The following is a 13278-nucleotide window of genomic DNA, read 5'->3' on the forward strand; positions in this document are numbered from 1 at the left end:
ACAAAAGCAGAGGACGGAGCGGCGCCTTGAGTTTCGAAGAACAGTGGTCGCGCAAGATCGTGCACGTACCCCCGGGCGAGGGCCCGAGCCGCTGGGCATTCGGCGACAAGTACACGGTCAAATCGGGCGAGCACAACACCGGAAAGCACTTCTTCATGATGGAAGCGCTGGTCCCACCGGGTGGCGGCCCGCCTCCACACATCCACCACCACGAGGAGGAGGCGTTCTACGTCCTCGAGGGAAAGGTGGACATGTTCGACGGAACCGAGCAGCTGAAGCTGAACTCCGGCTCTTTCATCCACGTGCCTCGCGGCAGCGTCCATTCGTTCAAGAACGTCAGTGACGAGCCGTCGAAACTTCTCATTATGTTCATGCCCGGCGGCAAGGACGGATTCTTTCTCGGCGCCGGTGTATCGGCGGACGACAATGCTCCGATGCCACCGGCCTCGCAATATGAGCTGGACGTGGAGCGGGCGCTCAGGGTCGCCGCGCAGTACGGCGACGAATACCTCTCGTAAATTCCTTGTGAACGCCTTCCCCGAAGGCGGCAATCTCTTCACGAACTATTGACGTTGGAGCCCCTCATGCCCGGACCCCACGGACTGATTGACGTTCACCACCACGCGATTCCGCCCGTCTACGCCGAGGCGCTCGGCGGCAAGACGGCCATCCCCGGCGTGGACTACCCGACCTGGACGCCCGAGGAGAGCCTCGAGGTCATGGACCGGCACGGCATCGACGCGGCCGTCCTGTCCATCACCGCTCCGGGCGTGACCTTCCTCGAGGGCGACGAGAGCCGCAAGCTCGCCCGCCAGGTCAACGAGTACTTCGCCGAGCTGATCCGCCGCCACCCCGGCCGCTTCGGCGCCTTCGCGATCCTGCCGCTGCCCGACGTGGCCGCGGCGCGGGAGGAACTGGCGTACGCCATCGACGAGCTGGGGCTCGACGGCGTCGGACTGCTCACCAGCTACGAGGGCCGCTACCTCGGCGACCCCGAGTTCGAGCCGCTCCTCGCCGAGCTCACCGAGCGCGGCCTGCCGGTCCACGTGCACCCGATGACCCCGCCGGCGAAGGACCTCGCCACCTTCGATCTGCCGCCCTCGCTCTACGAGTTCACCTTCGAGACCACCCGCACGGTCGCCAGCCTGCTGTTCAACCGGACCCTCGACCGGCTGCCCGGCCTGAAGCTGATCCTGTCGCACGCGGGCGGCACCCTGCCGTTCCTGGCCCAGCGGATGACGTACGGGCCGACCATCGGCGCGTACCTCAAGGAGCGCGCGCCCGAGGACCTCATCGGTTCGCTCGGGCGCCTGCACTACGACATCGCGATGTCCGCCACCGAGTACGCCCTTCCGGCGCTCACCAAGCTCGCGGGCACCGGGAACATCCTGTTCGGCAGCGACTTCCCCTTCATGCCCGCCGCGCACACCACGGAGAACACCGCGGGCTTCCGCGCCTTCCCCGGGTGGTCCGACGAGGAGCGCGCGGCCATCGGCCGGACCAACGCGCTGCGCCTCCTGCCCCGCCTGTCCGAGCGGATCGAGAAGGCCTCCTGACGCCTCTGGGCGCAGCGGGACCACGCACATTCCACGAAAGGTTTGCCAACAGCAATGACAGACGTATCGAACGGCCAGTGGAGTCGCAGGAAGCTGCTGGGCAACGCGGCGGCGGTCGTCGGCGCGAGCGCGGCGGTCACCGCGGGCGGCGCCCTCACGGCGCGGGCCGCCGGGTCCGCGACGGGTCCCGCGACGGGTCCCGTGGCCGGACCGGCCGCGGAGTTCCCCGCGGCGAAAGTCTCCGCGACCGACCCGCGCTACCAGGACCTGGTGCGCGGCATGAACCAGCGCTGGACCGGCCGTCCAGAGAGCGTGCGGGTGGTGGACTCCACCGCCCAGGTCCTCGCGGTCGTCCAGGAGGCCGCGAAGGCCAAGAAGAAGCTCACCGTGCGCAGTGGCGGCCACTGTTACGAGGACTTCGTCTTCAACGCGGACACGCAGATCGTCCTCGACATGTCCGAGATGACCTCCGTCTACTGGGACGCCACGTACAAGGCCTTCGCCGTGGAGGCGGGCGCCACCCTGCTGGACGTGTACGAGCGGCTGTTCAAGGTCTGGGGCGTGACCGTCCCGGGCGGCATGTGCTACTCCGTGGGCGCCGGCGGCCACGTCAGCGGCGGCGGCTGGGGCATGCTCGCCCGCGAGCACGGCCTGATCGTCGACCACCTGTACGCGGTCGAGGTCGTCACCGTGGACGCGGCGGGCACCGCCCGCACCGTCGTCGCGACCCGCGAGGCGAACGACCCCCACCGCGACCTGTGGTGGGCGCACACGGGAGCGGGCGGCGGCAACTACGGCGTCATCACCCGCTACTGGTTCCGGTCGCCGAAGGCCACGGGCACGGCGCCGGACCAGTCGCTCGTCAAGCCGCCGGCCGAGGTCTTCATCAGCGCCATTTCCTGGAAGTGGGACCAGGTCACCGAGGCGGCCTTCACCCGCCTCACCCGCAACTTCGGCGCCTGGCACGTGGCCAACGGGGCGCCCGGCGGCACGTACGGAAGCCTGATGAGCTTCCTGAAGCTCAACCACAAGTCCAATGGCGAGATAGGTCTGCTCACCCAGCTGGACGCCACCGTCCCGAACGCGGAGCAGCTCCTGGAGGACTTCCTCGCGGCGGTCACCGAGGGCGTGGACATCCCGCACGGCCCGGTCACCAAGGCCATGGGCGAGCACGGCCCGATGCCGGAGTACTTCACCCCGCAGCGCATGGGCTGGCTGCAGGCCACCCGCTACCTGGGCACCACCAACAGCACCCTGGTGGACCCGACCCTGCGCGGCGACTACAAGTCGGCCTTCCACAAGAAGAACGTGACCGACGCGCAGATAGCGGCCTTCTGGAAGCACCTCAACCGCACCGACCTGCACAACCCCGGCGCGATGGTGCTGCTCAGCTCCTACGGCGGCAACGTGAACACCGTCAGCCCCGGCGCCACGGCCACCGTGCACCGGGACTCGGTCTTCAAGCTGCTCTTCCAGAGCTACTGGCCGTCCGCGGCCGACGACGCGGTCAACATCTCCTGGCTGCGCGACCTGTACGAGGAGACGTACGCGGCGACCGGCGGCGTCCCCGTGCTGAACGACGTCACCGACGGCTGCTACATCAACTACGCCGACATCGACCTGAACGACCCGGCCCACAACACGTCGGGCGTGCCCTGGTACACGCTGTACTACGGCTCCAACTACCCGCGCCTGCAGCAGATCAAGGCCAAGTACGACCCGGCGAACCGCTTCAGCCACGGGCAGTCCGTCCGGCTGCCGTAGGACGGGCGGCACGACGGCGGGCCCGCCCGGCACCTCGTGTGCCGGGCGGGCCCTTCGCGTTCTCCGGTTCACCGCCGGCTCCCGCGGATCACCGCTGGAGCGGCGTGCCGAACCAGGCGCGCAGCGCCGCCGTCAGGGTCCGCGCGTCCTCCGGGATGCCGGCCGCGCTCCACGCCGTGTAGCCGTCGGGACGGACCAGGAGCGCGCCGGGTGTCCGTACGTCGGTCACCGCCGAGACCGTGGTGACGCGGTCGGCCCAGGGCCGGGCCGCTTCGAGCAGGTCGTCGCGCCCGCCGAGGTCCAGCAGCAGCGGCCGCCCGCCGTGCAGCAGCTCGGCCAGGCCCGTCTCGGCGTCACCGGTCTTGAGCGGGATGTCGGGGGCGAGCAGCCCCGCCATGGGGTCGGCCGGGTCGCCGATGTCGTACCGCACCGCGGTGCCGCTGATCATTCCGCTGAGGTACTCGTTGACCTGGGGCATGTGCATCAGCTCGGTGAAGAGCTCGCGCAGTGCGTCGGTGCGCGGGTCCGGGTTCATCAGCGCGACCTGCGCGCGGACGTTGTGGAGCACCTTGGCGGCGACCGGGTGGCGCTCCGCGTGGTAGGTGTCGAGCAGTGCCTCGGGGGCCCAGCCCTGCACCTGCGCGGCGAGCTTCCAGCCCAGGTTGACCGCGTCCTGGAGGCCCAGGTTCAAGCCCTGGCCGCCGGCCGGGAAGTGGACGTGCGCGGCGTCGCCGGCGAGCAGTACCCGTCCGGTGCGGTAGCGCTCGGCCTGCAGGGCCGCGTCGCTGAAGCGGGTCAGCCAGCGGGGGTTGGCCATGGGTACGGGGTATCCGGCGATGCGCTCGACCTCGCCGCGCATCTCGTCGAGGGTGACGGGCGCGCCGCGGTCCGCGTGCGGGCCGCGGAAATCGTAGGTGGAGACCCGGCTGCGGCCGTACGGGTTGAGCCAGATCAGCGTCCAGCCGCGGGCGTTGCGCTCCCAGCCGGACGGCGCGCGGTACGGGTCGAGCAGCTCGACCTCGCCCATCAGTGCGCCCACCGTCGCCGGGGTGCCCAGGAAGTCGATGCCGCTGAGCTTGCGTACGGCGCTGCGCGCACCGTCGCAGCCGACGACCCAGCCGGCCGTGAGCGTCCGCTCGGTCCCGGCCTCGTTGCGGACGGTCAGCGTGACGTGGTCCTCGTGCTGCCGGAGTCCGATCACCTCGCTGTCGCGCTCGACGCGGGTGCCGAGCGCGGTGGCCCGCCGGGCGAAGACCTGTTCGGCGTAGGCCTGCGGGCTGCCGACCATGGCGGGTCCCTCGTGGACCACCGCCGACAGGTCGAGCTCGAACATCCCGCCGAAGTGGAACGGCACCGGCCCGCGGGAATGCCCCAGGGACTTGTGCGCTCCGGGCTGTACGGCGCCCAGCAGGCCGCGCCGGTGCAGTGTCTGCGCGGTGCGCGCGTGCAGGGTGCCGGCCTTGGACTCCCCGGTGGGCTCGGGCAGGTGTTCCAGGACGGTGGCGCGTACGCCGTACAGGGCGAGCTCGGCGGCGAGCAGCATGCCGACCGGGCCGCCGCCGACCACGGCGACGTCGGTGTCCAGGGACATGGGGGACCTCCAGGTTGCTGGGTGGTGCTGTGCTGGATCTCGGGCGTACGGGGTGTCAGGACATGACGGAGGGGAAGCGGGCAGATCGTGCGCCGCTTCCCCTCCGTCCAGCGGTGGTGACGAGGTCACACCTTCGCGGGGGAGCTGACGGTGTGCTCCTCGCCCCGCTGGTCCGGGGCCCCCTGGACGGGGGTCTGGGTGGTGGCGGCGGGCTTGCCGGGGAGGGCGAGCGAGATGAGTGCGCCGAGGAGGATGCCCGCGGCGGCGATGTAGACGGCGGTCTGGGTGCCGTCCGCCATGCTGGTCTTCAGGGCGTCGCCGGCGAGGCCGTCGATGTTGGCGTTGGCGATGGCGATCAGGATGGCGAGGCCGACCGCGCCGCCGATCTGCTGGGTGGTGGAGGCCATGCCGGAGGCGATGCCCTGCTCGTGCGGGGCCACGCCGGAGGCTGCGGCGATCCACATGCCGGTCCAGGTGATGCCCTGGCCGATGCCCGCGATGACGAGGCCGGGGACGACGCTCGCGTAGCCAGCGTCGGCGGAGATCGAGTAGGCGAGGACCGCGGTGCCGATCGCGCCGACGACGAGGCCGGTGACGAGGGTCGTCCGGGTCGCGGTGCGGGTGGCCATGCGCTCACCGATCTGGGTGCCCGCGGCGATGGAGAGCGAGGGGACCAGGAAGGCCAGGCCGGTCTCCAGGGCGCTGAAGCCGTGCACGCTCTGGAAGAGGACAGTCAGGAAGTACGGCAGGGAGCTGAAGGTGCCCATGAAGATGAAGGTGACGGCCATGCCGACGGCGAGGCTGCGGTTGCCGAAGAGGCGCAGCGGCATCAGCGGGTCCGAGCTCTTCGCCTCGATGAGGGCGAACAGGGCGAGCAGGCCCACGGCGACGACGGCGCTGACGATGATCTCGGTGGAGGCCCAGCCGCTTTCGGGGCCCTGGACCAGCACGTAGACCAGCAGGGTCACGCCGAGCGTGGCGGTGATGGCGCCCGGCAGGTCGAAGCTGCGGCGTTCGGTGGCCTTGGTGTCGCGCGGCATGACGGCGAGGGCGGCGATGAGCACGATGCCGGCCAGCGGGACGTTGACGAAGAAGACCGAGGCCCAGCCGAAGGCGCCGGTGAGGACGCCGCCGAGGAGCGAGCCGAGGGTGAGGCCGGAGGCACCGGCGCCGCCCCAGATCGCGAGTGCCTTGTTGCGCTCCTTGCCCTCGGCGAACAGGGTGTTGATCAGCGACAGCGTGGCCGGGAAGAGCAGGGCGCCGCCCAGACCCTGCACCGCGCGGACCGCGATCATCGTCTCCGGGTTGCCGGCGAAGCCGCCGACCAGCGAGGACACGGCGTACAGGCCGAGGGCGAGGGCGAACATGTTGCGCTTGCCGAGCAGGTCGGCCGCACGGCCGCCGAGCAGGAGGAAACCGCCAAAGACCACCGCGTAGGCGCTGACCACCCACTGGAGCGACTGGTCCGTGAAGCCCAGCTCCTCGCCGATCTCCGGCAGGGCCACGTAGACGATGTTGAAGTCCAGGGAAATGATCAGCTGGGCGAAGGCCAGGAGAGCAAGAATCCAGCCGAGGCGGGGAGTCCCCGTGCCTGACGGGGAGGCGGAACGGGTGGCAGACATGGGGAGTGACGACCTTTCCAGGGCTCAACGGTACGACTGTGTACGTACAATTACTGTTCACGGATAGTCGTACGGTTCTGAGGTGCCTGTCAACCGGATCCGGTGGGTGTGTCAGGTCGGGAACGACCTCGGCCGGTTCGCGCACGAGTACTGACCAGCAACTGTTCGACCATCCTTGGACATACGAGCTACTTTTGAAGGCATGACTGTCAACCACCCGACCAGGGACCAGATCAAGCTGGAGAACGTGTTCACCGCGCTGGGCAACCCCATGCGACTCACCGTGGTCCGCGCCCTGGCGGCCGGCGGCGAGTACCCGTGCGGCAGCCTGCTCGAAGGCGTCTCCAAATCGACGCTCACCCACCATTGGCGGGTACTGCGCGAGGGCGGCATCATCTGGCAGCGCCCGTCCGGCAGAGAGCTGCTGCTGTCCCTGCGGCGCGAGGATCTCGACGCGCGCTTCCCCGGACTGCTCGACGCGGTCCTCGGTGCGATCTCGGTCGACGCACTCCCCCACGCGGGCAGCGCCCGCCCCGCGGGCTGATCCGCGCTGGGGCTGATCCGCGCTGGGGGCTGGTCCCCACCGCCCGTCCGGCCCGCGCCGTCGCGGGCCGGACGGGCGGAGACGTCGCCGGCCGGAGCCGGACGTACGGGAACGCCCGGAGCCGGACGCCCCGGTCAGGCCGCCCGGTGGGCCGGGGCGGCGCCCAGCAGGACGCCGCGGCCCGCGGGCCAGACCACCGTCGCGGGTCCGCCGTTCGGGCGCCGCTCCGCCGCGAGCGAGTGGCCGCGCTGCGGTACGACGCGCCGCCCGGAGCGGCGCAGGGCCGCGAAGTACCGCTCGTCGAGGTGTCCGTGGCCGCTGTGCCGGACGAGCAGGGCCGAGAGCTCCGAGTCCAGCTCGCAGTGGCGGCCGAGCGCCAGTCCGGCTTCCACCCACTGGCCGAGCACGGCGTGCCGGGTCTCCTCCAGGGCCGCGATGCGCTCGCCGAGCCAGGCGCCCGCGTCGACCCCGGCGAAGGCCGGGCCGGACCACAGTTCCAGGGCGCCGTGCAGCCGGCGGGCCGCCTTCTCGAAGTCCCCGCAGGAGATGGCCCGGTAGCCGGCGCCCGCCTCGCGCTCGAACTCGCGGAAGTCGCACCGGCCGCCGCCGGTGTCGAGAAGATACCCGCCGGGCACCGCGGACAGCACCGTGTCGGGAGTCCGTACCGCACCCGGACCGGACTGCAGGGCGCCGGCGAACTGCTCGCGCAGCATGCGCACCGCGGCGTGGGCGACGGCCCGGGTGTGCTCGGGCGGGGCGCAGCTGGTCAGCTCGTCGGCCAGTACCGACACGGGTACGACCTGGTCGGCGTGGGCCGCGAGGACCGCCAGGACGTGCCGGGCCTGCGGGGTGGGCGTCGCGATGGGGACCCCGTTCTCGGTGACACGCAGCCCTCCGAGTACGTCAATGTCCACGGTTCCCTCCCTGGAGGCACGACACAGCGACGCTGGGAATCAGAAAAATAATACCCGGAAGGATTTTTCGCAAGCCATGACGAACGGAGGCCCGGACGCGCGGAACGGGGCCCCGGACGCGCGGGCGCGGACCTGCCGGCGCGGACATGCGGATGCCCGGACGGGGAACCCTTCCGGGCCCCGTCCGGGCATCCGCACATCCGTCAGCGCCGCCTGCGGCACGCCACCGTCAGGGGCGCGCCCCGCCCGCGCGGCTCTCCTCCTGCACGCCGGCCTCCGAGGTCCACGGCTCGGCGTCGACGCCCGCCGCGGACCGCGGCACGCCCGATACGCAGCCGTAGTCGCACGGATGCGTCCCCTGCGGCCCGTACAGCGCCCGCGCGCCCCGGCCCGGGGCCGTGTCCAGCCGGATCGCCAGGGACGGCACCACCAGGTTCGGCATGACATGGGTGTAGAGGGCCGAAACCTGCTCCTCCATGTCCAATCCGAGCATGTGGGACATCATGTTGAGCCCCGCGTAGGACCCGACGATCAGCCGCGCCGGCACGATGGGGTCCACGGTCGTCAGCAACTCGCCGCGCTCCTTGGCCTCCGTCATCAGCGTGAGGTGGAGATCTATCCACGCCTCGTACGGGGAGGCCCGGTCGAGGCTCAGGCCGGTCTGGTCCAGCGTGAGCCGCGCGCTCGCCCGCATCAGCACGTCGTGCCGCAACCGGTGCGAGAAGATCATCCCGGTGTCCACGAACTCCTGCACCTTGAACGCCTGCGGCATGGCGCGCGGGGCCGAGGCCACCTGGGCGTCGATCACCGCCTGGGCGAGGTGCTCCTTCGAGTCGAAATGGAAGTAGAGCGCGCCTTTGGTCACCTTGGCGATGTTGACGATGTCCGAGAGCTTGGCCGATTCGTAGCCGCGCTCCTCGAACACCACCGCGGCCGCCTCCAGGATCGCCCGGCGGGTGCGTACCGCACGGTCCTGCTTGACCTGTGGTCGTTCTGTCCTCATGTGATGCGACCTCTCCCGCCCCCATCCGTCATGCCGCTGCGCCCGCCTTTCCGGGGCAAGCGGCGGATGGAGTCTTTATCTCCCCCGCCATCCCTCGTACACCGACGCTTTACATGCCGTCGGGTACGTTCTTACTCAGGGCAGTTTCACACCATGGAGAACCCGCCGTCCACCGGCATCGTCACACCCGTGACGAATGAGGACCTCGCACTGCAGAGCCAGGCGGCGGCCTCGGCGATCTCCGAGGGCTCCGCGGTCCGCGGCTGCGGCGTCCCCGCGTGCAGCTGGGCCTCGATGCCGGGCACGGCCGCGAACCACTGCTCGACCACCTCGGTGCGGGTGGTTCCGGGCGCCACCGCGTTCACCCGGATGCCCTGGGCACCGTACTCGGCCGCGGCCGCCTTGGTCAGGCCGATGACCGCGTGCTTGGCCGCGACGTACGGGGCTGCCACCGGGGTGGCGAGCAGCCCGCCGACGCTGCTGTTGTTGACGATCGCGCCGCCGCCGGTCTCCAGCATCGCGGCGATCTCCGGGCGCAGGCAGTTCCACACCCCGCGCACGTTGACTTCCATGATCTCGTCGTAGAGCTTGTCGTCCATCTCGTGCAGCGGCGTACGCCCCACGCCCCAGCCGGCGTTGTTGAAGGCGCAGTCCAGCCGGCCGAACTCCCCGACCGCGCGGGCGACGGCGGCCTCCGCGTCGGCGCGCCGGGTCACGTCCGTCACCACGTACGCCGCCTGCGCGCCCTGCGCCCGCAGCTCCTCGGCGAGCTCCTTGATCCGCTGCTCGCGCCGGGCGGCGAGCACCACCCGGGCGCCCTCCCGCGCGAACACCCGGGCGGCCGCGGCTCCTATGCCACTGCTCGCCCCCGTGATCAGCGCGACCTTGCCCTCCAGTAGGCCGTTCCCCTGCATCGCCGTTCCCTTCGTCTCCACGCGCTCTCCACGTCCTCGCACTCGGTGTGCCGCTCCGCGCCGGCGGGCACGGCGGCGGGTTCAGGCCGCGCGGCCGGCGCCCGCGGCGGCCTGCGCGTCCACCGCGCGCAGGAGTTCCTCGTCGATCTCGCCGAGCGAGCCGACCAGGTTCCGCACCCCGGCTTCGCGCATCTGGCGCCCTTGGAAGCCGTGTTCGAAGGTACTGGGGTGCCCGATGAACGGCACACCCAGGTCGAGGGCCACCGCGGCGACGCGTGCCACGTCGTCCACGAACAGCGCCCGGGAGTAGTCGAGTCCGAACCGGTCGACGGTGATCTCGTGGACGCCCGGGCGGAACGTGTCCGTGCTGATGTAGCCGGGGCCGTCGAAGAGGTGCGCGACGTGCCCCAGGTGGCGGTCGAAGTGCTCCTTGTCGAGGCCGCCGTAGCAGACGGTCCGCAGCCCGAGACCCCTGAGCCGGAGCAGGAGTTCCTCGACCCCCTCCATCACGTGCAGCGGGTGCTCGGCCAGATAGGCGGCGCGCTCCTCGAAGTACACCTCCAGCATGCGCTCCGGGGGCCAGTCGAGCCCCGCGGCCCGGGCCAGGGCCGGGGCAGCGACCGCCCGGGGCTGGGAGAAGATCGTGCGCTCCACGTCGCCGTCGTAGGTTCCGCCCCGGCGGGTGACGAACCCGTGGATGACCGGACTGAAGGTGTCGTTGAGCAGGACGCCGTCGATGTTCAGGGCGGCGAGCCGCAGGTGCTGCAGGGGGCGCATGGCGCTCCGATCACGCGGGGGAGGGCCGGCGCAGAGGTTTTCCGGACTCCGAATCAGCCGCGACGCGGGCGCACTTGGTAGCCCCCGAAAAATACCCAGCAGTATCCGCGTTGCTCTGCAGCGGGAAAGATACCGGACGTCCTCTGATTCTCGCCAGGCCGCATGATCTCGCCGATGTTCCGTAGCCCACACCACAAACCGGCGTGTGAGCGGATATTTGCCGTAACTCGTGCACCCTGAGGGCAACTTGACATGTGGCGTGCGTCACTCGATGCGGACGCAGGGGTGCCCCTTCAGCCAAAATCGACCCGATAACCAAACTCGGAAGTACGTACTCTGGACCCCGTAGAGGTTTGCTGCACTCGTCCACGATGAGGGACTTCATGATCACGACCTTGGAACCGACGGACTTCACCACGTCAACTCCGGCCGAGCACTGCACGTGTAGGGCCCAGACGGACAACAGGCTGACGGCCACGGTTCCGAGGGCCCTCGTCCACCGGGCGGCAGTCGCCGAGGTGTTCCTCACCGGCATGTGCCGCATCACCGAGGACCGCTTCCACATCAAGGCCCAATGGCCGCGCGGGCACAGCTTCTTCGCGCCCATAGCGGGCTCCCACTACGACCCGATGCTGATCGCCGAGACCATCCGGCAGGTCGGCGCGTACCTGGCCCACGAGGCCTTCGACGTACCGATCGGCCACCAGTTCCTGCTCTGGTCGCTGGAGTACTCCACCGTCCCCGAGCAGCTCGTCTTAGGCGGGGCCCCCGCGGACCTCGACCTCATCGTCACCTGCCCCGAGATAAGACGCCGGGGCACCAGACTCACGGCGCTCACCTACGAGGTGGTCATCCGTCAGGACGACCGCGTCGTCGCCACCGGCCGCGTCGGCTACACCGTCACCTCCCCCGCCGTGTACCAGCGGCTGCGCGCCAAGCAGTTGGCCGCGGAGCCGGTCTCCGTGCCCGGGTCCACCCCGCTCCCGCCCGCCGAGGTGGGCCGCCTCTCCCCCTTCGACGTCGTCCTCTCCGCGTCTTCCTACCCACGGGTATGGCAACTGCGCTACGACATCCGCCACCCCGTGCTCTTCGACCACGTCGGCGACCACGTGCCCGGCATGGTCCTCCTGGAGGCCGCCCGCCAGGCCGTGACCGTCGGCGGCGAACCCGGTGTCATGCCGGTCTCCGTCATGAGCACCTACCAGCGCTACGCAGAGTTCGGCAGCCCGCTGTGGATCCACGCGGAACCCGCCCCGGCGGATCTGGGCGCCGCCGCGTCCCGGTCGGTCCGGGTGACGGGCTTCCAGGACGGCGAGCAGGTCTTCGAGGCCGTCGTCGTCACCGAGCCGGTCGGTTCCGTTCCGCCGCGCTTCTGACGGGTCGGGACGCCCACGTCCGAATACCGTGCGGCCGTACCGGGAACACCCGGTACGGCCGCCACGGTTGTACCGACCGGGGGACCGGCGCCGCACGGGCGGGGAACACGGAGACCGCGAGGTCGTGCGCCCCACCAGGATCCGGCCCCCCGGGATCGCGGCACGTCCGCCGCGTGCTCGGACCACGACGTACGTCCGCAGGAGGACTGTTCCATGGCTGACCGGCCCTTGACGCTCATGGCAGTGCACGCCCACCCCGACGACGAGGCCACCGGCACCGGAGGGGTCCTCGCGAAGTACGCGGCGGAGGGCATCCGCACGGTTCTCGTGACGTGTACCGACGGCCGCTGCGGTGACGGGCCGGGAGGCACCAAACCGGGCGGTCCCGGCCACGACCCCGAGGCCGTCGCCGCCGTGCGCCGCCGGGAGCTCGACGCGAGCTGTGGAGTCCTCAAGGTCAGCGACCTGGAGACGCTGGACTACGCCGACTCCGGAATGATGGGCTGGCCGAGCAACGACGTCCCCGGATCCTTCTGGCAGACCCCCGTGGAGGAGGGCGCCGCCCGGCTCGCGGACCTCATGCGGCACTACCGGCCCGACGTGGTCGTCACCTATGACGAGAACGGCTTCTACGGCCACCCCGACCACATCCAGGCCCACCGGATCACGATGGCGGCGCTGGAGATGACCGAGCTGACGCCGAAGGTCTACTGGACGACGATGCCCCGCTCGACGATGCGGCGGTTCGGCGAGATCATGCACGAGTTCAGCGAGGACACGCCGGACGCGCCGGAGACGGCCCCCGCCGAGACCTCCGAGACCGCCGAATCCGCCCAGCCCTCCGAATCCACCGAGGCCTCCGAGTCCGCCGAGGCCTCCGCGCTGGCCGAGATCGGCCTCCCCGACGACGAGATCTCCACCTGGGTGGACACCCTCGCCTACAGCGGTCAGAAGTTCGACGCCCTGGCCGCACACGCCAGCCAGGGCGAGGGCATCTTCTTCCTCAAGATGGGCAAGGAGAGGTTCGGCGAGCTGATGGGCACGGAGACCTTCGTACGCGTCAAGGACTCCACCGGGGCGGCCCTGCCCGAGAACGACCTCTTCGCCGGCCTGCGCTGACCCGCCCGCCGGGGGCACGGTGAGGCCTACGGGGAGCGGATGCGCGAACCGGAGGCGCGAAGCGGACCGGCCCCCGCTCCGGTGCCCCGGCAGCGCGG

12 protein-coding genes are annotated in these 13278 nt (G+C 70.7%); 6 read left to right on the forward strand and 6 right to left on the reverse strand.

Annotation, left to right across the window (positions count from 1 at the left end; genetic code table 11):
- The first annotated feature begins 26 nt into the window (after window positions 1-26).
- From ACODT5_RS27875 to ACODT5_RS27885, 3 genes are all read left to right on the forward strand, one after another.
- Window positions 27-518, forward strand: coding sequence for a cupin domain-containing protein (locus tag ACODT5_RS27875; protein ID WP_385370985.1), 492 nt, complete (start codon window positions 27-29; stop codon window positions 516-518).
- Between the two features lie 66 nt (window positions 519-584).
- The gene (locus tag ACODT5_RS27880) at window positions 585-1556 is read left to right on the forward strand and encodes an amidohydrolase family protein (RefSeq protein WP_422521942.1); all 972 of its coding nucleotides are present in this window, start codon (window positions 585-587) and stop codon (window positions 1554-1556) included.
- 54 nt (window positions 1557-1610) lie between these two features.
- On the forward strand, window positions 1611-3320 hold the full coding sequence (locus ACODT5_RS27885) for an FAD-binding oxidoreductase (protein WP_422521943.1): 1710 nt from the start codon (window positions 1611-1613) through the stop codon (window positions 3318-3320).
- 88 nt (window positions 3321-3408) lie between these two features.
- Here the strand turns inward: ACODT5_RS27885 and ACODT5_RS27890 are convergent, their stop codons facing one another.
- Both ACODT5_RS27890 and ACODT5_RS27895 read right to left on the reverse strand, forming a co-directional pair.
- On the reverse strand, window positions 3409-4911 hold the full coding sequence (locus ACODT5_RS27890) for an FAD-dependent monooxygenase (protein ID WP_422521944.1): 1503 nt from the start codon (window positions 4909-4911) through the stop codon (window positions 3409-3411).
- A 125-nt stretch (window positions 4912-5036) separates the two neighbouring features.
- The gene (locus ACODT5_RS27895; protein WP_422521945.1) at window positions 5037-6533 is read right to left on the reverse strand and encodes an MFS transporter; all 1497 of its coding nucleotides are present in this window, start codon (window positions 6531-6533) and stop codon (window positions 5037-5039) included.
- A gap of 202 nt (window positions 6534-6735) precedes the next feature.
- Between ACODT5_RS27895 and ACODT5_RS27900 the strand changes: the two genes are divergently transcribed.
- Window positions 6736-7077, forward strand: coding sequence for an ArsR/SmtB family transcription factor (locus tag ACODT5_RS27900; protein ID WP_422521946.1), 342 nt, complete (start codon window positions 6736-6738; stop codon window positions 7075-7077).
- 134 nt (window positions 7078-7211) lie between these two features.
- On the opposite strand, the gene ACODT5_RS27905 is transcribed toward ACODT5_RS27900, so the two are convergent.
- The 4 genes from ACODT5_RS27905 to ACODT5_RS27920 all read right to left on the reverse strand — a co-directional run bounded on the left by ACODT5_RS27905 (window position 7212) and on the right by ACODT5_RS27920 (window position 10685).
- Window positions 7212-7991, reverse strand: a complete 780-nt coding sequence (locus ACODT5_RS27905; RefSeq protein WP_422521947.1) for an AfsR/SARP family transcriptional regulator — start codon at window positions 7989-7991, stop codon at window positions 7212-7214.
- A 229-nt stretch (window positions 7992-8220) separates the two neighbouring features.
- The gene (locus ACODT5_RS27910; RefSeq protein ID WP_422521948.1) at window positions 8221-8994 is read right to left on the reverse strand and encodes a ScbR family autoregulator-binding transcription factor; all 774 of its coding nucleotides are present in this window, start codon (window positions 8992-8994) and stop codon (window positions 8221-8223) included.
- 146 nt (window positions 8995-9140) lie between these two features.
- Window positions 9141-9908 (reverse strand): SDR family NAD(P)-dependent oxidoreductase, encoded by a 768-nt coding sequence (locus tag ACODT5_RS27915; RefSeq protein ID WP_422525059.1) that lies wholly within the window; start codon window positions 9906-9908, stop codon window positions 9141-9143.
- 81 nt (window positions 9909-9989) lie between these two features.
- Window positions 9990-10685, reverse strand: a complete 696-nt coding sequence (locus ACODT5_RS27920; RefSeq protein WP_422521949.1) for an HAD family phosphatase — start codon at window positions 10683-10685, stop codon at window positions 9990-9992.
- A gap of 383 nt (window positions 10686-11068) precedes the next feature.
- On the opposite strand from ACODT5_RS27920, the gene ACODT5_RS27925 reads away from it, so the two are divergent.
- Window positions 11069-12061 (forward strand): ScbA/BarX family gamma-butyrolactone biosynthesis protein, encoded by a 993-nt coding sequence (locus ACODT5_RS27925; protein ID WP_422521950.1) that lies wholly within the window; start codon window positions 11069-11071, stop codon window positions 12059-12061.
- 213 nt (window positions 12062-12274) lie between these two features.
- The gene (locus ACODT5_RS27930; protein WP_422521951.1) at window positions 12275-13180 is read left to right on the forward strand and encodes a PIG-L family deacetylase; all 906 of its coding nucleotides are present in this window, start codon (window positions 12275-12277) and stop codon (window positions 13178-13180) included.
- Window positions 13181-13278: the final 98 nt, after the last annotated feature.

The sequence above is a fragment of the Streptomyces tatrensis genome (assembly GCF_049310065.1).
Classification (GTDB): Bacteria; Actinomycetota; Actinomycetes; order Streptomycetales; family Streptomycetaceae; genus Streptomyces.

Coding starts and splice junctions, on each gene's coding strand:
- ACODT5_RS27890 (WP_422521944.1), bottom strand. CDS start 4,911: ATGTCCCTGGACACCGACGTCGCCGTGGTCGGCGGCGGCCCGGTCGGC.
- ACODT5_RS27910 (WP_422521948.1), bottom strand. CDS start 8,994: ATGAGGACAGAACGACCACAGGTCAAGCAGGACCGTGCGGTACGCACC.
- ACODT5_RS27895 (WP_422521945.1), bottom strand. CDS start 6,533: ATGTCTGCCACCCGTTCCGCCTCCCCGTCAGGCACGGGGACTCCCCGC.
- ACODT5_RS27920 (WP_422521949.1), bottom strand. CDS start 10,685: ATGCGCCCCCTGCAGCACCTGCGGCTCGCCGCCCTGAACATCGACGGC.
- ACODT5_RS27900 (WP_422521946.1), top strand. CDS start 6,736: ATGACTGTCAACCACCCGACCAGGGACCAGATCAAGCTGGAGAACGTG.
- ACODT5_RS27925 (WP_422521950.1), top strand. CDS start 11,069: ATGATCACGACCTTGGAACCGACGGACTTCACCACGTCAACTCCGGCC.
- ACODT5_RS27915 (WP_422525059.1), bottom strand. CDS start 9,908: ATGCAGGGGAACGGCCTACTGGAGGGCAAGGTCGCGCTGATCACGGGG.
- ACODT5_RS27930 (WP_422521951.1), top strand. CDS start 12,275: ATGGCTGACCGGCCCTTGACGCTCATGGCAGTGCACGCCCACCCCGAC.
- ACODT5_RS27880 (WP_422521942.1), top strand. CDS start 585: ATGCCCGGACCCCACGGACTGATTGACGTTCACCACCACGCGATTCCG.
- ACODT5_RS27885 (WP_422521943.1), top strand. CDS start 1,611: ATGACAGACGTATCGAACGGCCAGTGGAGTCGCAGGAAGCTGCTGGGC.